Source organism: Achromobacter sp. NPDC008082 (assembly GCF_042957345.1).
In the GTDB taxonomy this organism is placed as follows: domain Bacteria; phylum Pseudomonadota; class Gammaproteobacteria; order Burkholderiales; family Burkholderiaceae_B; genus Achromobacter; species Achromobacter kerstersii_A.
In genome coordinates, this window is sequence record NZ_JBIBIB010000001.1 from 1009897 (window position 1) to 1035649 (window position 25753).

General features: G+C 66.0%; 15 protein-coding genes and 1 pseudogene. 6 read left to right on the forward strand and 10 right to left on the reverse strand.

Features of this window, described 5'->3' with window-relative positions; all coding sequences use genetic code 11:
- Positions 1–51: 51 nt before the first annotated feature.
- The 9 genes and pseudogenes from ACFZAI_RS04485 to ACFZAI_RS04525 form a co-directional block, all read right to left on the reverse strand.
- Positions 52–7413 carry an autotransporter domain-containing protein gene (locus ACFZAI_RS04485; RefSeq protein ID WP_391566266.1) on the reverse strand — a complete coding sequence of 2454 codons (7362 nt, stop codon included), beginning with the start codon at positions 7411–7413 and terminating at the stop codon, positions 52–54.
- Positions 7414–7449: 36 nt separating this feature from the next.
- Positions 7450–7548, reverse strand: a pseudogene (locus ACFZAI_RS04490) (ESPR domain-containing protein); the annotation flags it as partial.
- A gap of 171 nt (positions 7549–7719) precedes the next feature.
- Positions 7720–8661, reverse strand: a complete 942-nt coding sequence (locus ACFZAI_RS04495; protein ID WP_391565776.1) for a 2-hydroxyacid dehydrogenase — start codon at positions 8659–8661, stop codon at positions 7720–7722.
- An 88-nt stretch (positions 8662–8749) separates the two neighbouring features.
- The gene (locus ACFZAI_RS04500) at positions 8750–9451 is read right to left on the reverse strand and encodes a GntR family transcriptional regulator (RefSeq protein ID WP_391565777.1); all 702 of its coding nucleotides are present in this window, start codon (positions 9449–9451) and stop codon (positions 8750–8752) included.
- A 5-nt stretch (positions 9452–9456) separates the two neighbouring features.
- Complete coding sequence (locus ACFZAI_RS04505) at positions 9457–10458, reverse strand: biotin-dependent carboxyltransferase family protein (RefSeq protein ID WP_391565778.1); 1002 nt, start codon at positions 10456–10458, stop codon at positions 9457–9459.
- Positions 10455–11222, reverse strand: a complete 768-nt coding sequence (gene pxpB / locus ACFZAI_RS04510) for a 5-oxoprolinase subunit PxpB (RefSeq protein ID WP_391565779.1) — start codon at positions 11220–11222, stop codon at positions 10455–10457. Before pxpB ends, ACFZAI_RS04505 begins: the two co-directional genes overlap by 4 nt.
- On the reverse strand, positions 11219–12292 hold the full coding sequence (locus ACFZAI_RS04515; protein ID WP_391565780.1) for an ABC transporter ATP-binding protein: 1074 nt from the start codon (positions 12290–12292) through the stop codon (positions 11219–11221). Before ACFZAI_RS04515 ends, pxpB begins: the two co-directional genes overlap by 4 nt.
- A 1-nt stretch (position 12293) precedes the next feature.
- The gene (locus ACFZAI_RS04520) at positions 12294–14000 is read right to left on the reverse strand and encodes an ABC transporter permease subunit (protein ID WP_391565781.1); all 1707 of its coding nucleotides are present in this window, start codon (positions 13998–14000) and stop codon (positions 12294–12296) included.
- Positions 14001–14052: 52 nt separating this feature from the next.
- Positions 14053–15102 carry an ABC transporter substrate-binding protein gene (locus ACFZAI_RS04525; protein WP_391565782.1) on the reverse strand — a complete coding sequence of 350 codons (1050 nt, stop codon included), beginning with the start codon at positions 15100–15102 and terminating at the stop codon, positions 14053–14055.
- 145 nt (positions 15103–15247) lie between these two features.
- Between ACFZAI_RS04525 and ACFZAI_RS04530 the strand changes: the two genes are divergently transcribed.
- Positions 15248–16024, forward strand: coding sequence for a LamB/YcsF family protein (locus ACFZAI_RS04530; protein WP_391565783.1), 777 nt, complete (start codon positions 15248–15250; stop codon positions 16022–16024).
- Between the two features lie 41 nt (positions 16025–16065).
- Here the strand turns inward: ACFZAI_RS04530 and ACFZAI_RS04535 are convergent, their stop codons facing one another.
- On the reverse strand, positions 16066–17004 hold the full coding sequence (locus tag ACFZAI_RS04535) for a LysR family transcriptional regulator (protein ID WP_391565784.1): 939 nt from the start codon (positions 17002–17004) through the stop codon (positions 16066–16068).
- 295 nt (positions 17005–17299) lie between these two features.
- Between ACFZAI_RS04535 and ACFZAI_RS04540 the strand changes: the two genes are divergently transcribed.
- The 5 genes from ACFZAI_RS04540 (at position 17300) to ACFZAI_RS04560 (ending at position 25724) form a co-directional block, all read left to right on the forward strand.
- Positions 17300–18289: an N-carbamoyl-D-amino-acid hydrolase gene (locus ACFZAI_RS04540; RefSeq protein WP_391565785.1), complete on the forward strand. Its 990-nt coding sequence runs from the start codon at positions 17300–17302 to the stop codon at positions 18287–18289.
- Positions 18290–18329: 40 nt separating this feature from the next.
- A complete protein-coding gene (locus ACFZAI_RS04545; RefSeq protein ID WP_391565786.1) occupies positions 18330–19358 on the forward strand; it encodes a threonine/serine dehydratase in 1029 nt (342 codons plus the stop codon).
- Between the two features lie 149 nt (positions 19359–19507).
- Positions 19508–20494, forward strand: coding sequence for a Bug family tripartite tricarboxylate transporter substrate binding protein (locus ACFZAI_RS04550; RefSeq protein ID WP_391565787.1), 987 nt, complete (start codon positions 19508–19510; stop codon positions 20492–20494).
- Between the two features lie 5 nt (positions 20495–20499).
- Positions 20500–21978 (forward strand): amidohydrolase family protein, encoded by a 1479-nt coding sequence (locus tag ACFZAI_RS04555; RefSeq protein WP_391565788.1) that lies wholly within the window; start codon positions 20500–20502, stop codon positions 21976–21978.
- A gap of 317 nt (positions 21979–22295) precedes the next feature.
- The gene (locus ACFZAI_RS04560; protein WP_391565789.1) at positions 22296–25724 is read left to right on the forward strand and encodes a response regulator; all 3429 of its coding nucleotides are present in this window, start codon (positions 22296–22298) and stop codon (positions 25722–25724) included.
- The last annotated feature ends 29 nt before the right edge of the window (positions 25725–25753 follow it).

Here is a 25753-nt window from a genome sequence, read left to right on the forward strand (position 1 = left end):
AAAAAGGGACGCCACCGGCGTCCCTTTTGTGGTCCTGCGTGCCAGCGCCGCTTAATACCGCCAGCGCACGTTCAACGACCCCGCGTGTTCGCGGTTGCCGCCGCCGTACTGGCCGCTGTAGTTCAAGCCCAGCGACGCGTTGCGCGACACGGCCACTTCCGCGCCCAGCTCGGCCACCGCGGCGTTGCGCGCGATGGGCGCGCCCGCCACCGTGAACGCCTGGCCGCCATCAAACGCCATGGTGGACTGCGGCAGCACGTCGCCAAACGCGTGGCGCCAGCCCAGCGTGCCACGCAGTCGGCCTTCGGCGCCCGACAGCGTGAAGTCCGTTTGCGCGCGCACACCCAGCGTGCTGCTGGTTTGCTTGTCGCTGCTGCTCTGGCCGGTCAAGGCGGCCGAACCGCCCGTCTCCTGGAAGCTGCGGCTGCGCAGATCGCTCCACGCGACCCCCGCAAAGGGTTCCAGCGTGGCGCGGTCAGACAGCGGCATCGCATAGCCCAGTTCGGTGAAGAGCTGGGTGGTGCTGGCGCCGTAGTCGGCGGTGAGCTTTTGCGATGCGCCGGCAACGGTCGCGTAACGCTCGGTGCTGACGTCGTGCCAGGTGTAGGACGTGCCGACCAGCAGGTTCAGCTTGCCCGCGCCCGCATCAAACGATTTGCCGCCGTAGATGGCCGCGCTGTAACCCGACACGTCCGCTTTCGAGGCCAGGTCGTCAACGCGGATCTTGCTGTCGGTGTAGCCGACCGCGCCGCCCACGCGCCAGCCGTTGCCCACCGCATGGTCGGCGCCGGCGAAGACGCCGCCGGTGTGCTGGCGGACTTGCGCGGTGTTGTCGGTGGCGTTCTGCGTTTGCCAGTTGCCAACGAGCTCGGCCCAGGCGGGCTGCGCGTTCGACGAGGGCAAGGCGGAGGCGGACAGCGTGCCGCCGGCTTGCGCCGTCGGTGCGCCGGGACGCATGCCCGCATTCAGGTTGGCGCGCAGGTGCGACAGCGGAAGCGTGCGCACGACGTTGATGGAACCCATCAGGCTGGAGGCGACGCTGGCGTGCGCTTCGCCCGACAGGCTGTTGAAGGCGGCAGCGGGTGCGCCTTCGGGCAAGGTCAGGATGTACTCGTGCAGCGCATTGCCCGACGGCAGGCTGTCCAGCGCGTTGGCCACGGCGCGCTGGTTGCTGGTGCGTGCGGCGTCCGCAAACGTGATCGGACGGTTCGGCGTTGCCGGGTCCCCTTGCACCTGCTTGCGGCCGAGTTGCAGCGTGACGTCCTGCGCGCCGTAGCGCAACGCCGGGGCCAGGAAGGCGTAGTTGGACGACACGGTGTTGAACTGGCCGTTGATGGCGCCCGCCGTCAGGATCGTGTACTGACGCGTGCTCTCAAAGCCGCCCTCCGGCCCGACATGCACGACGGAACCGGCAAGGTTCGCCACGCCGCTCACCACCACACGGGCGCTGGCGGACGAAGCCGGGTCAGCCGCCACTTGGTAAACCGAACCCGGCATGAACGTCAGGTCGCCCGCAACGTTCAGCGTGCCGTTGAGGTTGCCCGGCGCCAGGATCGCGCCGCTTTGCAGCGTGGTGGCGCCGACTTGGCCCGCGCCCTGCAACAGCGCGCCGTTGGCCAGCGTCAGCGTGCCGCCCAGTTTGCCGGTGGACGCCAGGTTCAACACGCCCGATTGCACCAGCGCGTTGCCGGTGTAGGCGCTGCCGTCGCCCGACACGGTCAGCATGCCCGCGCCGGTCTTGGTGACGTCACCGCTGCCGGTGATGGCGCCAGCCAAGCCGAACGTTGTGCCAGACGCCACATCGATGCCGCTTGTTCGCGTGATGGCGACGGCGCGGTTCGTATCGAAGCTGGCCGTCGTGGCCAGCACGCCGCCGCTTAGCGTCAGGCCGCCTGCGGCTGCGCCCAGGTTCGCGTCCTTGGACACCGACAAGCCGCCCTGGCGCACATCCGTGCCGCCGGTGTAGGTGTTGTCTGCGGTCAGCACCAGCGTGCCGAAGTCGGTCTTGGCCAGCTTGCTGGCGCCTGTCAGCCGCGAGGCAATGGTGCCGGTCATGGCGGCGTCCGCGGCGGAACCCGCACCCACGCGGATGATGCTTTCGCCGCCCGCGCCTTGCAGCGCGATGTCGTCGCCCTGGATGCGGTAGCCGGCAGTGGCGATCTGCATGCCGGTGACGCCGATCGCGCCCGCCGAGTTGTCCACGCTGACCGTGCCTGCCGTGCCTTGGAAGATGGCGAACGTGGGGTTGGGCTGGAACACGCCGTTGAGCGTGCCGTCCACGTTGGCCCAGTTGCGGCCATCGGCGCGCCACGTGCCTGAGCCGCCGTCGATGACGCCGTTATCGTGGCGGGCGGTATTGCCGCCATCCCAGAAGCTCAGCGTGGCGCCGGACGTTGACGCCAGGTTGACCTGGCCCGGCACCGCGGTTTGCAGCGTCAGCGCGCCGGCGGCGACGCCGGCAGGCGTGGCGCCCAAGGCCAGGCCGTTGTTCACCAGGTTGCCGCCGTAGTCGAACAGCCGATAAACGCCCGCGCCAAAGCCGCCGTTATCAGTCACGTTCAACGTGCCGGCCAAGGTCAGGTTGCCGCCGACATCGAACAAGGCCGAGGCCGGGGTGGGCGCGCGGCCCAGTAACACGTTGATCTGGCTGGCGCTATCCAGCGTCAAGTCGCCGCCGACGATAAGCTTGGACCCTTGCTCGCCAAGCAGCACGGCGCCTGCCAGGGTGGCGTTGCCCGCGATACGGCCACCGTTGAACAGCGTGCCGCCATTGCTGATCGCCGCATTGCCGCCCAGCTCGCCATCCAAGTACAGCAGCCCGCCCGTGACCGAGGCATCGCCGCCCAGCTTGTTCAACATCATCAGCGTGCCGGCCCGCACCTCGGTCCGGCCCGTGAAGGCGCTGCTGTCGGCCGTCAGCATCAGCGCGCCCGTGCCGGTCTTGGTGAGCTGGCCTGCGCCAGACAGCACGCTGTCGTAAGAGGAACCCGCCGTTTGATCGAAGCGCAACGTGGCGCCCGAGGCAATCATCGTATTGCCGGTGTATCGCCCGGCGCTTGCCGTGAGGGTGCCCGCATCGATACGCCAGTCCTGCCCGCTGATGCCGGTCAACGTCAATTCACCCGCGCCTTGCTTGGCCATGGAGCCAGCGCCGGAGATATAGCCGGCGTAGCTGGCGTCGGTGGCTTGTTTGAACACAACGGAGCCGTCGTTCGCCAGGTCGCCTCGCACGGAGGCCGCATCGCCCACCAGCGTGCCGGCCAGCACTTGCGTGTTGCCGTAAGTGTTGGCGCCAGTCAGCGTCAAGGTGCCCGCGCCCAGCTTCTGTAGCGTGCCCGTGCCGCCGATGACGCCTTGCAAGCCCAGCGTGGTGCCTGCCGCCACCGTGATGGCGCCGGCTTGCGTCAGCGTGACGGCGCGCGCGGAATCAAAGCTGGACGTGGTGGCGAGCGCGCCGCCATTGAACGTCAACCCGCCTGCGGCCGCGCCCAGATTGTCGTCGGACGACACGGACAAGGTGCCCGAGCGAACTTCGGTGCCGCCCGTGTAGTTATTGCTGCCCGCCAGCACCAGCGTGCCGTAGTCGGCCTTCACCAGCTTGCTTGCACCGGTCAGTTTGGACGCAATGGTGCCGGTGATCGACGCACCGGACACGCTGCCCGAACCCACGCGCACAATGGTTTCCGTGCCGCCCGCCAACGTAATCGGATTGCCTTCGATGCGATAGCCATTGGTGGAAATCTGCATGCCCGTCACGCCGACGCCGCCTGCTGACGCGTCCACCGTTACCGTGCCTGCCGTGCCTTGGAACACGGCGAAAGTCGGGTTGGGCTGGAAGCGGCCGTTGAGGGTGCCGTCTACGTTGGTCCAGTTCAGGCCGTCCGTGCGCCACGTGCCAGAGCCGCCATCGATGACGCCGTTATCGCGCCGCGTGGTGTCGCTGCCGTCCCAGAAGCTCAGCGTGGCGCCCGCGGTGGACATCAGGTTGACCTGGCCGGTGACCGCGGTCTGGATGCGCAGGTCATTGGCGGTGATGCCGGTGGGCGCGGCGCCCACGGCCAGCGTGTTGGTGGTCAGTGCGCCGCCATAGTCGAACAGGCGGTAGACGCCCGCGCCGAATGCGCCCTGGTCGGTGATGTTCAGCGTGCCGGCCAAGGCCAGGTCGCCGCCCACATTGAACAGCGCGTTGGCGGGGGCGCGGCCCAGCGACACGTTGACCTGGCTGGCGTTGTCCAGCGTCAGGTTGCCGCCGATCTTCAACGTTTTGCCTTGCGTGCCTTGCAGGATGCCGCCCGTTAGCGTGACGTTCTGGCCGATGGTGCCGGCGCCAGACAGGATGACGTTGTTGCCAATGGCGGCGTTGCCGCTCAAGGTGCCGTTCACATGCAGGCGGCCGCTGGTCACATTCGCATCGCCGCCGAGTTTGTTGGTCACGATCAGCGTGCCGCTCGTGACGTTCGTCGTGCCGGTGAACGCGCTGCTGTCCGCGTTCAGGCTCAGCATGCCCGCGCCGGACTTCTCGAACGTGCCGCTGCCGGAAATCTTGCCGGCGTAGTCGGCATCGGCGGCTTGGTCGAAACGCAGCGTGCCGGCCGCGCCGATGGTGGCGTTGGCCGTGTATCGCGTCACATCGCTGACCAGCGTGCCTTGCTCGATGTTCCAGTTCAGCGTGTTCAGGCCATTCAACGTCAATATGCCCGCACCGCGCTTGGTGATGGCGCCGGAGCCCAGCAGCATGCCGGACACGCTGTCATCCCACGATTGATCAAAGATGACCGTGCCGGCGTTCTGCAAATTGCCGCGGATGGATGCGCTGTTGCCAATCAGCGTGCCGGCTTGCACACGCGTGCTGCCGTAGCTGTTGGCGCCGGTCAGCTCCAGCGTGCCTGCGCCCTGCTTGATGAGAGCGCCCGTGCCCGATACGGTGCCGGTCAGGCCCAGTTGCGTGTCCCCCGCGACGTTGATGGCGCCGTCTTGCGTCAACGCGATATTGCGGTTGGTGCTGAAGCTGGCGGTGGTGGCCAGCGAGCCGCCTACCATGGCCACGCCCGTGTTGGCCGCGCCCAGATTGTTGTCGGCCGAAACCGATAGCGTGCCGAACTGAATGTCCGTGCCGCCGGAGTAGCTGTTGTTGCCGCCCAGCACCAGCGTGCCGTAGTCGGTCTTGAAGAGCTTGCTAGCGCCGGTCAGCGACGCGTTGATGGTGCCGATGAAGGCGCTGCTGGCCGCGGTGCCGTTGCCGACCGCTATCGTCGTCTGGCTGCCGCCTTGCAGCGCGATGGAATCGCCTTCAATGACGTAGCCGTCCGTGCCGATCGTGATGCCTTTGACGCCGATCGCGCCTGCGCCGGCATCCACGGTTACGACGCCCGCCGTGCCTTTGAACGTGGCAAAGGAAGGCGATGCAAATACGCCGTTCGACGCGCCATCGGACTGGGTCCAGTTGCTGTTGCTGGCGTTCCAGATGCCCGAACCGCCGTTGACGGCTCCGTTGGTGTGCGAGCCGGCGGTGTTGCCATCCCAGTAGTCGAACACGGTGCCGACGGTAGACACGAGATTGACTTGGCCGGGGGTAGCCGATTGCACCGTCAGACTGCCGGCGCCAACCCCTGCGGGCAGCGACCCGAGGTTCATCGAGGAGTAGGTCAACATTCCGCCGTAATCGAACAGGCGATAGACACCTGTACCGAGCCCGCCCATATCCGTCACGTTGATCGTGGAGTTGCTCAACGTCAGCGCGCCGGCCACATCGAACAACGCGGCAGACGGCCCTGCGGCGCCCAATGCCACGTTGATCTGCGAGTTCGTCAAATTCAGGTCGCCGCCGATCGTCAACGTCTGGCCTTGCGTACCCTGCAAGACGCCGCCCGACAATCCAACGTTTCCACTGATTCTGCCGGCGCCCGCCAGCGTCGCGCCGTTAGACACGGTGACGGCGCCGCCTAACTTATTCGAAACGGCCAGCCCGCCGCTGGACACAGTGGTCAATCCCGTAAAGGCGCTGCTGTCGCCCGTCAGTGTCGCGACTCCCGACCCATTCTGAACAAGGTTGCCGGTACCGCTGAAGGCGTTGGCGAGCGTAAAGTCGTTGGAACGGATCAGCGTGATCCGGCCATTGTTCACGACTGCGCCTGTACCCAGGCTGCCCGTCGTGCTGCCCGCTCCGAGTTGCAGGGTGCCGCCTGATACGGTGGTGCTCCCTGTGTAAGTGTTGTCGTTCGCCAGCGCCAGGGTGCTCGTTCCGTTCTTGGTCAAGCCGCCCGTACCGGATAGCTCGCCATCAAGGATGATCGCGTTGTTGCCCGATACCGTCAGGCCACCCGCGCCCAACGTCACCGCATTGCTCAGGGTCAGGTTCGCCACGCCGGCTTGCAAGGCGCCGCCGTCGCCGGTCAGCGTGCCGGCGCCCAGGCCCGCAGCGTCGTTGACAGTCAGTACGCCGCCATTGAGCGCGGTGGTGGTGGCGCCGTTGAGGACCGGGCCGGATAGCGTCCAGGTGCCGCTCTCAACGATCAGGTTACGGAAGTTGACATAGCTGTCGGCGTAGATGATGCCCGTGCCGCCTGCGCCGGAACCGCCACTGATGGCGTTTTTCAGCGCCAGGGTGTTATTGCCGCCGGCGCCGCCATCGACTACGCCGATTGCCGCAAACTCCATTGACGAGTTTAGAACCTGAGTGGCGGCAGCTGTGCCTGGCCCTTTTTCCACCGATGAAGTTGTAATCGCGGTGAATCGGTTCGGACCCTGCCCGGCGCCCAGAGACACGCTGCCCATGACCAGGCCTGCGTTGGTGAATTCGTTGCCGCCCGTCGATGCTTCGAACGCCACGCGGCCGACGATGGTGCCGGCGTTCGTCATGCTGACCCTGCTGCCGCCCGATATCGCCACGACAGGCGCATCGGCTGCCGTCACAGGCAGCCCCGCCATGGGCGTCAAACTGAGCGTCCCGCTATTGGTGACGATAGTGTTGCCAGCGGCGCCGTTCTGGATATTCAGCGCTACGCCTTTAACATCAGGCAAGAAGTAAATCGGCAGCCCCACGGTGCCATTGATAATTCCCTGATTCGTGATCGTGACGCTGCTGCTGTTGGCATTGCCGATGGTGACCGCCGAGATCAGGGCTGGGCTGAAATATGGCGACGGCTCAACCCTGCCGTAGTTGGTGAATTGTATGTTGTCGCCGGTGAACGTGATGGCACTTGCATCGCCCGGTGCCGCGTTGACCGTCGCGCCGGGCATCACCTCTACATCCATATTGCTGAAGTTCGAATTTAGGGTCGAGGTGGAGCCCGTGCAGATGACCGACACCCACGAGCCAAATGCCGGGTCGCACGTAGCATGCGCCGCAGGCAAATATCCGAACAGTCCGCACACCGCGGCCATCGCTATCACCAGACTGCGCTTGCGCGGCATGTTGCGCGCTTGTGGCCCTTCGATGTGGCCGGCTGCTCCACGGTTAGTGCTCTTGCCCCTGACCTTTGCGGTTTCTGGCGCGGCGACCCAGGCGCCCAGGGACTGATTCCAAATGGAGCAGAAGGTTTTATTCATAGCAGCCTATCAATAGGGGGCGTAGGCTGCTCCCCTTGAGTCAGCCCGGTGGTAATGAATTATTACGCAACATTGTAATTCCTGTAACAATTTTTAAGAATAACTGAAAATAGGTAGTTTTTCGGCGTCAGCACGGGGCAACGCGGGCGAATTTTTAGTAACACCGATGTCTTAAAGCGGGGTAAGCAACGGCTCCCCGGCATACAAGCGGCGCGCATTTTCCAAGAATTTGTCCACCATCAATTGCATCGCCTCGGGCGACCAGCCGGCCACGTGAGGCGTCAGCACCAGGTTGGTCAGATCTGCCAGCCCTGCGGGCAACTGCGGTTCGCCTTCGTAAACATCCAGCGCCGCCCCGGCGATGGTTTGTTCACGCAGCGCGCGTTCCAGCGCGGCCGTGTCCACCACGCTGCCGCGCGCGATGTTGATCAGGTATCCCTTCGCGCCCAGCTGCGCGAGGACGTCGGCGTTGATCAGGTGATACGTCGAATCCCCGCCGGGAATGGCGACCAGCAGCACGTCGGCCCATTGCGCCAGTTCACCCAGTGTCGGAAAGTAGCGATGCGCCGAACCGTCGCGCGGGCGGCGGTTGAAGTAGCCGATCTCCATCTCGAACGCCTGCGCGCGCGTGGCCACCTTTTCGCCGATGCCGCCCAAGCCTACGATGCCCAGCTTCTTGCCGGAGACATTCGGCGGCAGCGGCAGCTGCGTGCGCCAGACGCCTTGGCGCGTGAGCTGATCCAGGCGGGGAATGCCGCGAATGATGGCAATCATCAGCCCCATGGCGTGATCCGCCACACAGGTGTCGTTGGTGCCTGCGCCGTTGGCGACTTTCACGCCTCGCAGCCTGGCGTGGGCCAGGTCGATCTTCTCGTAGCCCGCGCCCATCGAATAAATCATTTTCAGATTTGGCAACGCGTCGATCTGCGCCGCCGTCAGGCCGATGGCGCCGATGGTCATGACGATATCCACGCGCGCCGCGTGCGCGGCCACGGCTTGCGCGTACTGTTCCGGCGTGGGCGCGAAGATCACCTCGAAGTGTTGGGCGATCTGGTCCCGGTCAGCCTGCGTGACCGGGTTCATGATGATGAGGAGAGGGGGCGAAGGAGGCATGCGGAGTCAGAGAGGCGGAGATGGAAGTGCGGAATTGGGGGGCACAATCGGACACGCGGAGTGGCGAAGGCGCAATCGGGAATACGTTCTATAGCTGGGTGTGCCGCGCCACCAGGCCCACGCGCACATTGCTCAGGTGCCGCTGCATGGCCGCGCGCGCGGCCTCGGGGTTGCGGTCCAGGATGGCTTGCAGAATATCCATGTGCTCATCGCAACAGGGAACCAGCCGCTCGGGCGCGCCATTCTGATCGAAGCAGCGCGCCTTGATGCGCAGGTCGTGTATCGCTTGCGCCATCAGCCGGTTGCCGCTGGCCTGGGCGATGCTGTCGTGCAGCAGGTTGTCGACACGGTGGTTCTCTTCGTGGGTCGAATGCTGGCGGCGTTTGATCTCGCTGACCTGCTCAAGAATCGCGGCGGCCTCGTCGGGCGTCATGCGGGTGGCGGCGGCGGCGGCCGCATCGCCTTCCAGCAGCAGGCGCATTTGAAAAATCTCAAGATACTGGCGCAGCGTCGGCTCTGGCACGATCAATTGCCCGCGCGCCGTGCGCACGGCGAAGCCGCCGCCGATCAAGCGGCTCATTGCTTCGCGCAGCGGCGTGCGCGAGACGCCCAGCGCACTGGCCAGATTGCGTTCCTGCAAGGGCTGGTTGATGGGCAGCTGGCCCAGCTGGATCATGTCGAGCAAGGTCGAATAGGCTTCATCGACCAGATCGCGCGAGTCATCGGCGGCGCTTGCCGCAACCGGCGCGGCCGCGCGCGCGGGGCGTTCCATGGCATGAGGGGTGGGCATAGGAGTCACGGAAGCAGAAGAGGGAAGATGGGAAAGTTCGGGTCGGCGCGCAGCTCGCGTTCGCGAGTGTCCAGCCATTGCGTATCAGAGCGCAAGCGTTCGATGGCGGCCGCCGCATCCATCGCTTCGAATTGCAGCGGCTGCCCGGGCCGCATCTGGGCCAGACGCGGCAGGTCCGCCGTGATGACGGTGGCAATCTTGGGGTAGCCGCCGGTGGTTTGACGGTCATTCATGGCGATCAGGGGCTGGCCCGCGCCCGGAATCTGGATGCTGCCTGCCGCGATGGGGTCGGTGATGATGTCAGCGCCCTGGGCGTGCGCGATGGCGGGCCCGTCCAGGCGCAAGCCCATGCGGTCGGACTGCGGCGCCAGCCGATAGGTGGCGTTGAAGAATCGGCGGATTTCGCTGGCGGAAAAGTGATCTTGCTGCGGCCCAAGGATGACGCCGATGGGCGCATCGCGATAGAACCATGCGGTGTGGCGCAACGGCACCCAGCGCCGCTGGAACGGCGCGCGGGCGCGGCCGATGGGCAGGACGTCATCGCGCTTGAGCGCCCGGCCTTTGATGCCGCCCAGGCCCGCGCGCGTGAGCGTGGACGCGCTGCCCAGCACCGGCTCCGCCGCGATGCCGCCGCTTGCCGCCAGGTAGCCGCGCATGCCGCGTTCCAGCGGCCCGATGGTCAAGGTGGCGCCGGCCGGCACGCGGTGCGACTGCCACGGCGCCAGCGCGCGCGCCGGCAAGCCGCCCGCGGCCGACACATGCAGCGCGGCGCTGCCCGCAAATGCCAGGGTGCAGTCGGCATCCAGCACGCGCAGCCGGCCGCCCGTCACCGTGAATTCCAGCGCGGCCAGATCCCCCGGGTTGCCCGCCAGCGCATTCGCCAGACGCAGCGCGCCCGGGTCCATCGCGCCCGACGGCGGCACGCCCATGTGTTCATAGCCAGGCCGGCCCAGGTCTTGCACGGTGGTCAGCATGCCGGGCGTCACGACAAGCAGGCGCGCGCTCATGAATGGCCTCCGGTGCGCGGCTGCGGCCGGTAGCTGGGATCAGCATGCAGGGCATCGATGTGCGCGAATTCGTCTTCGCTGATCGGCGTGAAGACGATCTCGTCGCCCGCTTCGAACAGGAAGGGGTGGGCGTGACGCAGGTCGAAACTGCGCCACGGCGTGCGCCCGATCAAGTGCCAGCCGCTGGGGCCAGGCACCGAGGCAATGGCGGTTTGCTGGCCGCCAATGTTCACGCTGCCGGCAGGCGTATGCGCGCGCGGCATGGCGCGGCGCGGCGTGTGCAAGACCGGGTCCAGCCCGCCCAGGTACGCAAAGCCCGGCAGAAACCCCACCATGAACACGCGGTACACCGGCGCGCAGTGGCGCGCGATGACTTGGGCTGCGTCCAGCTGATGCCGTTCCGCCAGCGCAAGCAGGTCTTCGCCATGCGCGCCGCCGTAGCAGACGGGCACTTCCCAGCGGCGCGGTGTGGCATTGCTGGCAATGGCCGACGCGTCCAGGCACTGCGCAATCACGTCACGCACGGCGTCATGGCTGATCGTCAGCGGGTCGAAGCGGATGCTGAGCGATCGGTAGGCTGGCACCACGCCCAGCACGCCGCGCGTCTTCTTTTGCTGCGCGCGCAACGCCTGCGCCAGCGCCAGCACCCCCGCATTGGTGTGCGCGTCGATGCGGTTGGCGAATTCAACCAGCAGCGCGCCATCGCCCGCCATCAGAATGCGCGGCGCGTCGTGGCGGCAAGAGGAAGGCGTGATGCGGGTCATGCTGCGCTGGCGAATTCCATGGCGTCGGTGGCGTGAAAGCCCCACGTCACGGCTTGGCCGGGCGTGCGTTCGGCGGCGGCGATGCCCAGCGGCGCATACGCCAGGATGACCTTGTCGAACGCTTCGATGAACACTTTCCAGTGCAGACCGCAGAAGGTTGCGGCGACGACACGGCCCGTGTGGCGCACGTCCGTACCGCCCAGCTGGCTGCCCAGGCGCAGGTGTTCGGGCCGCACGCCAAGCGTGGCATTGGCACCAGCACTTCCAGCCGGCAGAAAATTGCATTCGCCCAAGAACCCCGCCACGAACGCGCTGGCCGGCTGGCGGTACAAACCCTCTGGCGAACCGGCCTCAACGATGCGGCCTTGCTCCAGAATCACGATGCGGTCAGACAGGTTCATGGCCTCTTCCTGATCGTGCGTCACAAACACCACCGTCAGCCCCAGGTCTTGATGCAGGCGGCGCAGTTGCAGCTGGATGGCCTGCCGCAGATTCTTGTCCAGCGCGCCCAGCGGCTCGTCCATCAACAGAATGTCGGGGGTGAACACCAGCGCGCGCGCCAGCGCCACGCGCTGTTGCTGGCCGCCCGACAGCGCGCCGGGCTTGCGGTCTTGCAAGGGCACAAGGCTCACCAGCTCCAGCGCTTCTCTGACGCGGCGGCGGATGTCGTCTTCGTTCAAGCGCCGCATGCGCAAGGCGAAGGCCACGTTCTCGAAGACGCTCATGTGTGGAAACAGCGCATAGTTCTGAAACACCATGCCGATGTTGCGATCCGAGATGGGCGTGTGCGTGACGTCGCGCCCGCCGATTTTGACCACGCCCGCATCAGGCGTTTCGAAGCCGGCAATGATCTTCAGAAGCGTCGTCTTGCCCGAACCCGACGCGCCCAGCAGCGTGCAGAATTCGCCGCGCGCAACCGTCAGGTCCACCTCGGGCAGCGCCACGGAATCGCCATAGCGTTTGTGGATGCCGGTCATGACCAGTTCCTTGCCCTGGCGTTCGGGCGGACGCTGCGGACGGATGTCGTAGGCAAGCGGCGTATCAGCGGTCTTGGTATCAGCGGTGTGCATATCAGTCTTCCTTCTTCCTGCGCAGCAGCAGGTTGGCAAGCAGAATCAGCGCCGTTGCCCCAACCAGCAGGCAAGAGGCCGAGATCACAGTGGGGTCGAAGTCGTTGGCCAGGCCTTCGAACATGAGTTTGGGCAGCGTGCGGTTGCGGATGGTCGTCAGGAACAGCGCCATGACGACGTCGTCGAATGAACTCACCAAGGCGAACACCGCGCCGCCGACCAGGCTGGGAATCAGCGCGGGCAGCATCACCCGCCGGAACATGCTGGGCCACGACGCGCCCATGCCCAGCGCGGCCAGTTCCAGGTTCGGGTCCAGGCTGCGCAGCGCCGCGCGCATGGTGATGTAGACGTAGGGCGCGGCCAGCACCGTGTGGCCCAGAATCACCGCCATCGAGTTCGCCACCCAGCCGATGGGCGCGAACAGGTAGTACAGCGCCACGGCCGTGACGATGGCCGGCACCGACATCGGAATGATGAAGAAGGCGTCCAGCCAGCCTTGGCGGCGCGCGGCCAGCCGGCTGACGCCCAGCGCGGCGGCGGTGCCAAGCACGGTGGCCAGCAGCGTCACCACGATGGCGATCTTGGTGCTGGAGGCCAGCGCCGCCAGCCACTTGCCGTCGGTGAAGAAGTTCTCGTACCAGCGCAGGCCATAGCTGGGCGGCGGGAAGATCGGGAAGTCTGTCGTGCCAAAGCTCATCGGAATCACGACGACAATCGGCAGCAGCAGGAAGATCGCGCAGGCCACGCCCAGCAGCGCCGCCACGCGCCCGCCCGGCGTGCGGCGGTAGCCCGTGTGGTTGCTGCCTTTACCGGAGCTGGCGCTGATCAGGTTGTTCAGGCCGAAGAGCCGGTTGAACAGCCATAGCGATAGCAGCACCGTCACCAGCAACACTCCGGCCAATGCCGACGCCAGCCCCCAGTTCAATTCTTCGGTGATGTTGTGCGAGATGAGTTCGGCCGCCATGCGCTGGGCGGGGCCGCCCATCAGCGACGGCGTGATGTAGTAGCCCACCGCGTTCATGAAAACGATGATGCCGCCGGCAACCGCGCCGGGGCTCGTCAGGGGCAGGATGACGCGGCTGAAGATGCCCGCGGACCCCGCGCCCAGGCTCTGCGCGGCCTGCACCAGGCTGCCGTCCAGCGAACGGAACGACGCATACAACGGCAGCACGACAAACGGCATGAGCACATGCGTCATGCCAACCATCACCCCCGTGAAGTTATAGAGAAACGCCATGGGCTGATCCAGAATGCCCACGGTGGTCAGCAGCGTATTGAGCGGCCCGTTCTTGCCCAGCAGCGCAATCCAGGCCGATGTGCGCACCAGCGCGCTGGACCAGAAGGGCAACAGCACGGCAAAGAACAGTACGCGCGCCACGGTCGGCGACACCGTCGCCATCAGATAGGCCAGCGGATAGCTCAGCACCACGCAAGACACGGTGACGGCCGCCGCAATCGTGAAGGTGTTGCCCAGCACGATGCGGTAGATCGGCGTGTCCAGCAGATGTTGGTAATGCGCCAGCGTCAGGCCGCCGTCCTCGCCCTTGAACCCATTGCTGAGCAGACCCGCAATGGGGCCGGCGAAGAACAGCAGCAGGAACAACAGCAGCGGCAATGCGGCAAGCGCCGCCACGCGGCCGCGCCGGCGAGCGGCGGCCGGGCGAAGTCGGGCGGCGGGCAGGGGAAGGGCGTCGGTGCTCGTAGTCATGGCAGGGGGACGCCGGCGCGCACGCCGGCGTCTGGGTAAGAAGGGTGGCGGATCAGCGGGCGCGGACCTGGTTGTAGCGCTCGGTGATGGCGGGGCCGTTCGCGTCCCAGAATTCCGAGTTCAGGAAGATGCTGTTCTTCAAGCGCTCGGTGGTCGACGGCAGACGTTCCAGCCGCTTGGCGTCAATCAGGGGCAGCGCCGCTTCGGTGGTCGGGCCGTAGGCGATGTACTTGCTGAACTCGGCCTGGTTCTTGGGCTGAATCATGAAGTTCAAAAGCTTGATGGCCGCATCGCGGTTGGGCGAACCCTTGACGATGGCGAAGTAGCCGACTTGCGCAATGCTGTCGCCCCAGCCCATTGCAATAGGCAGGCCCGAGTCGATACCGGCCTGAAAGCGCCCGTTCCAGCCCAGCGCCATCACGACTTCGCCGCTGCCCAACGCGTTGACGGGTTCGGCGCCGCTCTTCCACCAGCGCGCCACATGCGGCTTGATGGCTTCGATCTTCTTGAACGCGCGGTCCAGGCCTTCCTTGGTGGCCAGCACCTTGTAGACGTCGGCGGGCGCCACGCCATCGGCGATCAGCGCGGCCTCGATCACCGTGGCGGGATCATCCTGCAGCGTGCGCTTGCCGGGGAATTTCTCCACATTCCAGAAGTCCGCGAAGGTGCTGGGTTGCGGCTTGCCCGCAGGGAAGGCCTGGGTGGAAAAGCCGATGTTGGTCGAGAAGATTTCCGACGGCACGCCATAGTCGTTGCGCGCGTTGGCAATGACGTGATCCTGCTTGACCATGTCGGGCGTGATTTTCTCAAACACGCCCAGCTTAATGCCCCGCGTGAGGCGGGCGCTGTTCTCGGTCACCACGTCCCACGTGACCGACTTGGTGTCGATCATGGCGCGGATCTTCGCCACTTGCGGGTCGGTGTCCTCGTGGATGGTGACGCCGCTTTCCTTGGAGAACGGCTTGAGCCACGCGTCACGGATGGCGCCCTGGTAGTTGCCGCCCCAGCTTGCGAAATTGAGTTCTGCGGCTTGCGCCACGCCCGTGGCCATTGCCAGCGTGGCGGCGACGGCGCACGTGACATTCTTCCATTTGAGATGCATTGCTTGGACTCCGTTCGAGAAGAAAAACGCGGTGGGCAGACCTGCCCCGATCCTGGGCATATCGCCTCAGCGAGTCCTTGGCATGCAAATTGCATGCCAACGGTATGCCAAACATCGACATTCGCTATTTTTCGGAGTCCCTTACATGTACGACGTAGACCTCAATTCCGACCTGGGAGAGAGCTTTGGCCCCTACAAAATCGGCGCGGACGAGGCCATGCTGGACGTCATCACGTCGGCCAACGTGGCCTGTGGATTTCACGGTGGAGATGCTTCCGTGATGCACCAAACGGCGGCATCCGCCCTAAAACGGGGCATAGATGTGGGCGCGCATCCGGGCTTTAACGACCTGTGGGGATTTGGCCGGCGCAAGATCACGGGCGATAGCCCGCAAGCCATTGGCGACATGATTGCGTACCAGATCGCCGCGATGCAGGGCATGGCGCGCGCGGCGGGGCATCGCGTGTCGCACGTGAAGCTGCACGGCGCGCTGGCCACGCAGGCCTTCGAAGACCGCGCGTTGTCCGAAGCCTTGACGTGGGCCATGCGCGCGCTGGACCCGGACCTGGTGCTGGTGTGCACGCCGCATAACGAAACCGAGCGCGCGGCGCGGCGCGCGGGCATACGCGTGGCGTGCGAGGTGTTTGCGGATCGTCTGTATGGCGACAACGGCCTGACGCTGCCGCGCAGCGAACCGGGCGCCGTCATTCATGACCCGGTGGCGGCGGCCGCGCAGGCGCTGCGCATGGTGCGCGAACAGGCGATACGGACGGTGGGCGGCAAGGTGGTGGCGATGCCGGTGCACACGATCTGCGTGCATGGGGATAACCCGCAAGGGGTCGCCATTGCGCAGGCCGTGCGTGATGCGCTGCTGGCCGAAGGCGTGCGCCTGCGGCCGATCTCGCAGCTGGACTTTCAGTAGGGCGCGCCGCGGCGCAGGGCGCGTGTGTCGTCAAGGACGCTTTAGAAAGGCGCGTCTTTCTGCGCCTGCTTGATCAGCGCCTTCAGCACGCTGGCAAAGCGCCGCGCAGTGCTGGACAGCGGGCTGCTGGCCGAATGCAGCAAATGAATGGCATGGCCCAGCGCCGGGTCGGTGGGCAGCAGCACGAAGTCTTTGCCAAAGCTTGCGTGATAGCCGAACGACTCAATCAACGCCACGCCCACGCCCTGGCGCACCAGCGCCAGCGCTTCGGGCGTCGAGCGAATTTCAATTTGCGGCTGCACCGGCACCGGGCCGGAATTCAGAAAGCGGCTGGCCAGCCGCCCAAACGGCGTATCCGCGCCGTAGCCGATCAGCAGATGCCCTTGCAGGTCTTGCGCGCGCACGCGGCTGCGCACCGCCAGCGGATGGCCGCGCGGCACCGCGCAGCCCAGCCAGCCCTGGCCGATTTCTTCACTGACGATATTGGCGTTGACCGGGGGCGGCATCGACGCAAGACCGAAGTCGGCCTGACCCAGCAGCAGATGCGGCAACAGCGCATCAAAGGCCAGCGGCCGGTAACGGATGGGCGTGTCGGGATGGCGTTCGCGGAACTTCTGAATGGCGTGCGGAATCAGCCATTCGCTGAAGCTGGGGCTGGACACCAGGCTGACCGTGCCGGCCGACCCTGCGGCCAGCGCGCCCGCCAAGGCGTTGAAGCGGTTGACGCGGCCAAAGATTTCTTCGGCTTCGGCGTACAGCCGCCGCGCTTCCGGCGTGGGATGCAGCCGGCCTTTGACGCGTTCAAACAGCGGATAGCGCAAGCGGTTTTCAGCGGAGGCCAGCACGCGGCTCACGGCGGGCTGCGTCACGGACAGCATGCGGCCGGCTTCGCTTAGCGAACCGGTCAACATCACCGCGTGGAAAACCTCGATCTGGCGTAGCGTCAGGGCTCCGGGCGCCGAGGGGAGGGGGCCGGCCATGGGAAGGAACGTCCGCAAAGGAAAAGGGTGGCTGCCATTTTATGGCCTGACCGGGGCGCGCGGCGTACCCGCCACGCCCGCGCCATGACGTTTTGCGCGTAGCCCATAACTAAATGCACAGTCCTGGGCGGTTGATCCGCGTGCAGCGCGGCGGCCAGAACCCTTTGTTTTCAACGGTTTCCAGCGGATTTTTCCCGTCATCGCCTGCGATTTTCTGCGCCGCGGGATGACTTCCCGGCGCGCGCGCCGCGCGGCATGCTGCCAGCAACCTCCCTTTCACCCCCAGGAACGCCTTATGTCCCGCATCGTCACTGTCGCCGCCGCCCAGTTGGGTCCTATTCAACGCGCCGAGGGGCGCGAGGTGGTGATCGGCCGCATGCTCCGATTGTTGGAGCGCGCGCACCAGCGGGGCGCGCAGGTGGTGGTGTTTCCCGAGCTGGCGCTAACCACGTTTTTTCCGCGCTGGTACTGCGAAGACCTGGACGAGGCCGACGCCTGGTTCGAACCCAGCCTGCCGTCGCCGGCCACGCAGCCGCTGTTTGACGCCATCAAGCGCTTTGGCGTGATGGTGTATCTGGGCTACGCCGAGCTGGCGTGGGAGCCGGACGAGCAGGGCATCGTGCGCAAGCGCCGCTTCAACACGTCGGTCGTCATCGCGCCCAACGGCGAGATCGTGCTGAAGTACCGCAAGGTCCACCTGCCGGGCCACGCGGAATTCGCCGAGCACCGCCAGGTGCAGCATCTGGAAAAACGCTATTTCGAAGTGGGCAATCTGGGCTTTCCGGTGGTGCGCGCACCGGTTGCGCCGGGGGTGGACGCCAACCTGGGCATGCTGATCTGCAATGACCGCCGCTGGCCCGAAGCGTGGCGCGTGCTGGGTTTGCAGCAGGTGGAACTTGTCATGCTGGGCTACAACACGCCCAGCCGCAACCAGGACAACCGCGGCTTTGAAGCGCACCACCTGCGCGTGCTGCACTCGCACCTGTCGATTCAGGCGGGCTGCTACCAGAACGCCACCTTCGCCGCCGCCGTCGCCAAAGCCGGCACCGAAGACGGCCACGAACTGCTGGGCCATTCCATCATCGTCAATCCGCAAGGCGAAATCATCGCCATGGCGGCGACTTGGGACGATGAACTGATCGTTGCCGACTGCGACCTGGATCTGTGCGAGCTGGGCCGCAACACCGTCTTCAACTTCGCCAAACACCGCCGCCCCGAAGCCTATGCCCGCCTGGTCGAACAGACCGGCAGCGTGGCCCCCGCCGTGTGGACGCCGTCGGTCTGACGCGCCCCAATCGACTCTTTGCCTGGATTGAGAATTCCTCATGACCGTGACGCTTCTGCCTCCGACCATCGAACATGAAATGCTGGGCACGATGCGCGTGCCGTGTTACGCCGACGTGACCGCCGCCGCCGAACGCCTGGCCCCGCACGTGCGCCGCACGATGCTGCTGCGTTCGCCCGTGCTGGACGAGCGCGCGCAGGCGCCCATCTGGCTGAAGCTGGAAAACCTGCAAGTCACCGGCTCGTTCAAGGCGCGTGGCGCGTTTAACGCGCTGCTCAATATGGACGCCGCGCAACGCGCGCGCGGCGTGGTGGCGTACTCAACCGGCAACCACGGGCAGGCGGTGGCGTGGGCCAGCCGTTGCCTGGGCGTGCCTGCCACCATCGTGATGCCGGTGGACGCGCCAGAGAACAAGGTGGAAAAGGCGCTGCGCCATGGCGCGAAGGTGGTGCGCTATGACCGCCTGCGCGAAAGCCGCGAAGCCATCGGCATGCGGCTGCTGGCTGAAACCGGCGCGACCTTGCTGCCGCCGGGCGATCACCCCGATGTGCTGGCCGCGCAAGGCACGCTGGCGCTGGAAGCCTTGCAAGACCTGCCGGCCGCTGCACGCGACAACCTGGGCCTTTTCGCCACGCCTTGCGGCGGCGGCGGCATGGCGGCGGGGTGTTCGCTGGTGCTGCGCGAGCTGGCGCCGCAGGCGCGCATGGTGGCGGTGGAGCCGCGCGAGTACGACGACACGGTGCGGTCCCTGGCGTCCGGCAAGCGCGAAAGCAATCCGGCCGGCGCCAAGACGATTTGCGATGCGCTGCAAGCCGCGACGCCTGCCGAATTGCCCTATGCGATCAACAGCCGCAGCCTGAGCGCGGCGGTGTCGGTCAGCGATGCCGAAGTCGCCGCCGCGATTCGTTTCGCGTTGGATGAGTTGCGGCTGGTCGTGGAGCCGGGCGGCGCGGTGGCGTTGGCCGCCTTGCTGGCAGGCCATATCTCGGCCGACGGCCGCGACGCCGTCATCGTGCTGTCGGGCGGAAATATCGATTTGCCCTTGTTGCGGCAGATCGCGATGGAGTAGTCGTTCGTGCCGGGCTCCCGGTAGCCGGGAGCCGCAAGGACGCTTGTCATGCAGTACCGCAGTACCCCGAAGTACCCGCAATACCCGCAATACCGCGCCGGACGCAGAGCTGGCGCGGGCACACACATAACAGTCCAAGGAAGAAAACCATGTCCACGTACCAAAGCAGCGCCAAGCGCTGGCTCGCCGCTGCGAGCGCCGTGCTGAGCCTGACGGCGGCCTCCGCCGCCCAGGCCGCCTACCCCGAGCATCCCGTCACCATCATCGTGCCGTTCAATACCGGCACCACGCCCGACCTTGTGTCGCGCCTGCTGGCCGCTGAAATGGCCAAGCAGACGGGCGGCAACTATGTGGTGCAGAACCGCACGGGCGCCTCCGGCATCATCGGCACGCAGGCTGTGGCCAACGCCTCGCCCGATGGCTACACGATCGGGTTCGCCAACGTGGCCACGCTGGCCATCAACCAGGGCCTGTACGCCAAGCTGCAATACGACGCCGACAAGCAATTGGCGCCCGTGGCGTTGACCGGCTCCGTGCAGAACCTGCTGGCCGTGCGCCCGGGCTTGAACGTCAAGAGCGTGGCCGAGCTGATCGCGCTGGCCAAGAAAGAGCCGGGCAAGCTGGTCGTGTCATCGGGCGGCAACGGCACAACGGGCCACCTTAGCGCCGCCATGTTCAGTTCGATGGCAGGCGTGGAATTCATGCATGTGCCGTACAAGGGCGGCGTCGAGGCGGACCTGGCCGTGCTGCGTGGCGAGGCCGATCTGGTGTTCGACAACATCTCGTCCATCGCGTCGTTCGTGGACCAGGGCAAGGTCGTGCCGCTGGCCGTGACCGATCTGCAACGTGATCCGTCCATGCCAGCCCTTGCCACCCTGGACGAGCAGGGCCTGAAGGGCTATCGCGCAGTGGCGTGGACGGGCTATGTTGCTCCCGCCGGCACTGACCCGAAGGTGCTGGACTACCTGAACGCCGCCATGAACAAGGCGCTGCAATCGCCCGAGGTGCAGGAAAAACTGAAGAGCATGGCCTATGTGCCGAACATCGGCCCGCGCCAGCAGTTGTTTGACCGCGCGCATGCCGAACGCCCCGTATGGGCGCAGGTGATCAAGCAAGCCAACGTGAAGATCGACTGACCGCCATGCCGCTGACCACCGTGACCCATGAACGCTACGACTTGCTGATCCGTGGAGGCACGGTGATCGACGGCACGGGCGCCGACCGGGCGCGCGCCGATGTGGGTGTGCGCGCGGGCCGCATCGCGGCCGTTGGCGACTTGCATGGCGCACCGGCCACGCAAGTGCTGGAGGCCGCCGGCCGCATCGTCGCGCCCGGCTTCATCGACACCCACACCCACGACGACCGCTACCTGTCCATCGACCCCGGCATGCCCGCCAAGCTGAGCCAGGGCGTGACAACGGTAGTGACGGGTAACTGCGGCATCAGTCAGGCGCCGTGGCGTTCGGGCTGGCGCCGCGACGTGCCTGCGCCCGTCAACCTGTTGGGCAATGATGTCAGCGATTTTCCCTACGAAACGTTTGGCGCCTACCTCCGCAACCTGGACCTTCACCCGCCCGCCGTGAACGCCGCCTGCCTGGTGGGCCATACGTCGCTACGCGCCGCCGCCATGGACGAGCTGGACCGGCCGGCCACCGCCAGCGAGATCGAACACATGCAGGCCTTGCTGCGCGAGGCCATGCAAAGCGGCGCAATCGGCTTGTCGACCGGCACCGCGTATCCCGCCGCCATGCCCGCCACGCTGGACGAACTGATGGCGGTGGCCAGCGTGCTGCGCGAGCACGGCGGCCTGTACGCCAGCCACATCCGCGACGAAGGCGACCGCATCTTCGCGGCGCTGGATGAAGCCTTCGCGGTGGGCGCGGCAGGCGGCGCGCCGGTGCTGATCTCGCATCACAAACTGATCGGGCCGCGCAACCACGGCCGCTCGGTGCAGACGCTGGCGCATATCACCGAAGCCAGCCAACGCCAGGAAGTGGCGCTGGACTGCTACCCCTACGTGGCCGGTTCGACCATTCTGCGCAAAGACCGCCTGGCCGTGTCCAGCCGCGTCATCGTGACGAAGTCGGTGCCGCACCCGCAGTACGCCGGGCGCGATCTGGACGACATCGCCCAGGACCTGGGCCTGAGCCCGGAAGACGCCGTCGACGCGCTGCAACCGGCGGGCGCCATCTACTTCATCATGGACGAGGCCGACGTCGAACGCATTCTGGCGTACCCGGGCACGATGATCGGCTCGGACGGCATGCCGCACGACCCCGCCCCGCACCCGCGCCTGTGGGGCACCTTCCCGCGCGTGCTGGGCCACTACTGCCGCGACGTCGGGCTGTTCTCGCTGGAACAGGCGGTGCACAAGATGACGGGCAAACCCGCCGCCTACTTCCGCCTGCCCGAACGCGGCCGCATCGCGGTGGACCATGCGGCGGATATCGTCGTATTCGACGCCGACACCATCGCCGACAAGGCAACGTGGTCCTCGCCCACCCGCCAGGCTGAAGGCATCGACGTCGTCGTGGTCAACGGCAGCGTGGCGTGGCAGGCGGGGGCAAGCACAGGGTCGCGCAGCGGCAAGGTGATTCGGCCGGGTCTGTCCGGCCCGTGACGCCCGTTGCATCGGAGGTACTTCAACGCCCCTCGTATGCGTGCATACAGGGGCGTTGTTGCGTTAAGACCCCGGGCAAGCCAAATCGGCTAGTGACGAATGACTATGCCGATCATTTTCATATAAGTGGCTGATATAAATATAATTTTTCGGCTAGTGCCACCGCTCCGCACGCGTCCGAATTCCGGATGCGAAGATCACCCTGTATAGTCCTGCGCTTGCACCGCTTGCTATGACTGCGCCTTGTTTCCATCAGCTTGCGCATCGGCTCTGCGCGCCGCCGCAGGCCTGAATCCATTGAACCGGTACCCGCCCTCATGCCGAATTCGTCGCCTCAGCGTTCCCGCCGCTATCCTTTTCCGAAAACCCTGCTTGCCGGTTTCGTCACGGCAGCCCTGGCCACCTTGATCATCGCGTTTGTCAACGTGCGGTCGGCCGATACCCGGGTGCAGGCCGTGAAGGCCATGGACCGCACGACCGAAGTCTTGCGGCAGTTAAGCCTGTTCAACTCGGCCCTGAAAGACGCCGAGATCGGGCAGCGCGGCTATCTGCTGACGGGCGACCTGAGTTATCTGCAACCCTATCTGCGTTCGCTGCCGCTGATCGAACAGCGGCTGGGCGTCGTCAAGGAGGCGGCCAGCGAAGATTCGGCGCAGCGCCGCATCGCCAACGATATCGACGGCATCACGCGGCAAAAGCTGGTGGAGCTGCGTGACACCATCGAGATGCGTAAGGCCGGTGACATCGAAGGCGCGATGGCGGTGGTGCGCACCGATGCCGGCAAAGAGGCCATGGACCGGTTGCGAGACCTGGTTGCCGACCTGTACACGCGGCAGATGGGCGAGCTTGCCGAGGGCAAGGAAGCCTGGGCCGCCGCCGCCACGACCTCCACGTATTACTCGTGGGGCGGATCGATGGTGCTGCTGGTGCTCATCCTGATTTCCGGCGCCATGACCATGCGCGAGTACCGCGTGAAGGCGCGCCAGACCTGGGTGACGTCGGGCCTGTCGGGTCTGAGCATGCGTTTGCAGGGCGACCATCGCGTCGATGAAATCGGCAAGCGGTCGCTGGAGTATCTGGCCGAATATCTGGACGCAAATGTGGGCGCGGGCTACGTGCTGGACCGCAGCACGGGCGAACTCGAACTCTTTGGCGGCTATGCGCTGCCGCCCGAACGGCTGGCGCAGAAGATCCAGCCGGCGGAAGGGCTGATCGGGCAGGCCGCGGCCTCGCGCAAGCTGCTGCATGTGCGCGACGTGCCGGCGGGCCACCTGGAGCTGGCGTCCGCGTCGGGCCGCTCCAACCCGGCCGAGCTGATCCTGGCGCCCGCCATGCAGAATGGCCGCGTGTACGCGGTGCTGGAGCTGGGCTTTAACCACCCGGTGGGCGAGACCGAACGCGCTCTGCTGGAAGGCGCGTCGGAAATGCTGGCGTCCTCCATTCGATCGGGCCTGGACCGCACCCGTCTGGAATCCTTGCTGGAAGAAACGCAGCGCCAGTCCGAAGAGTTGCAGACGCAGCAGGAAGAGCTGCGCGTCAGCAATGAAGAGCTGGAGCAGCAGAGCCGCATCTTGCAGGAATCGCAAGCGCGCATGGAGCTGCAACAGACCGAACTTGAGCAGACCAACGCCAACCTGGAGTCGCAGGCGGATCAGTTGATGCGCGTGCAGGACGCGCTGTCCGACAAGGCGCGCCAGCTGGCGCAGGCGAGCCAATACAAGAGCGAGTTCCTGGCCAACATGAGCCACGAACTGCGCACGCCGCTGAATTCCACGCTGATCCTGGCCAAGCTGCTGTCGGACAACAAGCCCGGCAACTTGAGCACCGAGCAGGTCAAGTACGCGCAGACCATCTACGCGGCAGGCACCGACCTGCTGACCTTGATCAACGACATTCTGGATCTGGCCAAGATCGAAGCGGGCCAGGCCACGGTAGAGGTCGAGCAAGTCGCCATCCCCGCTTTGCTGCAACGCCTGTTTGACCCGCTGCGGCCGATCGCGCAAGAGAAGAAGCTGGCGCTGGAGCTTGAGGTCGACGCCGACGTGCCTGCGGCCATGCACACCGATCCGCAGCGGCTGGGCCAGGTGCTGAAGAATCTGCTGTCGAACGCGCTGAAGTTCACGCAGGAAGGCACGGTGGCGCTGCGCGTGTCGCGCGCGCCGGGCAACCGGCTGTCGTTCGCCGTGCGCGATACCGGCATCGGCGTGCCCGAAGACCAGCAGGAATTGATTTTTGAAGCTTTCCGTCAGGCCGACGGCAGCACGCACCGCAAGCATGGCGGGACGGGGCTGGGGCTGTCGATCTCGCGCGATCTGGCTGATCTGCTCGGCGGCTCGCTGACGGTGGCCAGCACGCCGGGCCAGGGCAGCGTGTTCACGCTGGAAGTGCCGATCCGCCTGACCGCCGCGCCGCCCACGCCTGCCCAGCGCGCGCGCAGCGCGCCGCCGGCCCCGCAGGCACGGCCGGCGTCGTCCGACCTGACCGCACGCATCTTCCAAGATGCGGCGCCTGCCTCGCAGACGGACGCAGGTTCACAGGACGCCGAGCCCCAGGTGCCGGGCCGCACCATCCTGGTCATCGAAGACGACGAACGCTTTTCCGGCATTCTTTCCGACTTGGCGCGTGAGATGGGCTTTGGTTGCCTGGTTGCGCATACGGCAAGTGACGGCCTGGCGCAGGCGGTGCAGCAGAGCCCCAATGCCATCGTGCTGGACATCAACCTGCCTGACTTTTCCGGGCTAGGCGTGCTGGATCAGCTCAAGCGCAATCCGCAGACCCGCCACATCCCCGTGCATGTGGTGTCGGTGGCCGACTACGCGCAAGAGGCGATGGGCCGCGGCGCCATCGGCTACGCGCTCAAACCCGTCAAGCGCGAAGAACTGGTGCACGCGTTGCAGCGCCTGGAAGCCAAGTTCACGCAGAACCTGCGGCGCGTGCTGGTCGTGGAAGACGACGACCGCCAACGCGAAAGCGTGCGCCAGCTGCTGGCGCGCAATGACGTGGAAATCGTGCCGGCCGCCACCGCCGCCGCCGCCTTGAATGCGTTGCGCGAAACCACCTTTGATTGCGTGGTGATGGACCTGAACCTGCCCGACATGAATGGGTACGAGCTGCTGCAACAGATGACCGAGCAGGACAGCGTGTCGTTCCCGCCCGTCATCGTCTATACCGGCCGCGCGCTGTCGCGCGACGAAGAGCAGCACCTGCGCCGCTTCTCGAAGTCGATCATCATCAAGGACGCGCGCTCGCCCGAGCGCCTGCTGGACGAAGTGACGCTGTTCCTGCATCAGGTCGAAGCCGAGCTGCCGCCCGAGCATCGCCAGATGCTGGAGCAGGCGCGCAGCCGCGACGCCGGCCTGGAAGGCCGCACGGTGCTGGTGGTGGAAGACGATGTACGCAACGTGTTCGCGCTGTCCAGCATTCTGGAGCCCACCGGTTTGCGCGTGGAGATTGCACGCAATGGCCGTGAAGCGCTGGACGCGCTGGAGCGCGCCGGTTCCGACGGCCACGCGTCGATCGACCTGGTGCTGATGGACATCATGATGCCCGAGATGGACGGTTACACCGCCATGCGCGAGATACGCACCCGGCCCGAATGGCGCCGCCTGCCCATCATTGCGCTGACCGCCAAGGCCATGAAGGACGATCAGGAGAAGTGCCTGGCTGCGGGCGCCAATGACTACATCGCCAAGCCGCTGGACGTTGAGCGCCTGCTGTCGCTGGTGCGTGTCTGGATGCGTAATTAAGGCGCTGCCTGCGCAACATCGAGTCGAGC

Excerpts from the sequence above, each read along its gene's own strand:
- ACFZAI_RS04485 (WP_391566266.1), bottom strand. The coding sequence starts at position 7,413 with ATGCCGCGCAAGCGCAGTCTGGTGATAGCGATGGCCGCGGTGTGCGGA.
- ACFZAI_RS04495 (WP_391565776.1), bottom strand. The coding sequence starts at position 8,661 with ATGCCTCCTTCGCCCCCTCTCCTCATCATCATGAACCCGGTCACGCAG.
- ACFZAI_RS04500 (WP_391565777.1), bottom strand. The coding sequence starts at position 9,451 with ATGCCCACCCCTCATGCCATGGAACGCCCCGCGCGCGCGGCCGCGCCG.
- ACFZAI_RS04505 (WP_391565778.1), bottom strand. The coding sequence starts at position 10,458 with ATGAGCGCGCGCCTGCTTGTCGTGACGCCCGGCATGCTGACCACCGTG.
- pxpB (WP_391565779.1), bottom strand. The coding sequence starts at position 11,222 with ATGACCCGCATCACGCCTTCCTCTTGCCGCCACGACGCGCCGCGCATT.
- ACFZAI_RS04515 (WP_391565780.1), bottom strand. The coding sequence starts at position 12,292 with ATGCACACCGCTGATACCAAGACCGCTGATACGCCGCTTGCCTACGAC.
- ACFZAI_RS04520 (WP_391565781.1), bottom strand. The coding sequence starts at position 14,000 with ATGACTACGAGCACCGACGCCCTTCCCCTGCCCGCCGCCCGACTTCGC.
- ACFZAI_RS04525 (WP_391565782.1), bottom strand. The coding sequence starts at position 15,102 with ATGCATCTCAAATGGAAGAATGTCACGTGCGCCGTCGCCGCCACGCTG.
- ACFZAI_RS04530 (WP_391565783.1), top strand. The coding sequence starts at position 15,248 with ATGTACGACGTAGACCTCAATTCCGACCTGGGAGAGAGCTTTGGCCCC.
- ACFZAI_RS04535 (WP_391565784.1), bottom strand. The coding sequence starts at position 17,004 with ATGGCCGGCCCCCTCCCCTCGGCGCCCGGAGCCCTGACGCTACGCCAG.
- ACFZAI_RS04540 (WP_391565785.1), top strand. The coding sequence starts at position 17,300 with ATGTCCCGCATCGTCACTGTCGCCGCCGCCCAGTTGGGTCCTATTCAA.
- ACFZAI_RS04545 (WP_391565786.1), top strand. The coding sequence starts at position 18,330 with ATGACCGTGACGCTTCTGCCTCCGACCATCGAACATGAAATGCTGGGC.
- ACFZAI_RS04550 (WP_391565787.1), top strand. The coding sequence starts at position 19,508 with ATGTCCACGTACCAAAGCAGCGCCAAGCGCTGGCTCGCCGCTGCGAGC.
- ACFZAI_RS04555 (WP_391565788.1), top strand. The coding sequence starts at position 20,500 with ATGCCGCTGACCACCGTGACCCATGAACGCTACGACTTGCTGATCCGT.
- ACFZAI_RS04560 (WP_391565789.1), top strand. The coding sequence starts at position 22,296 with ATGCCGAATTCGTCGCCTCAGCGTTCCCGCCGCTATCCTTTTCCGAAA.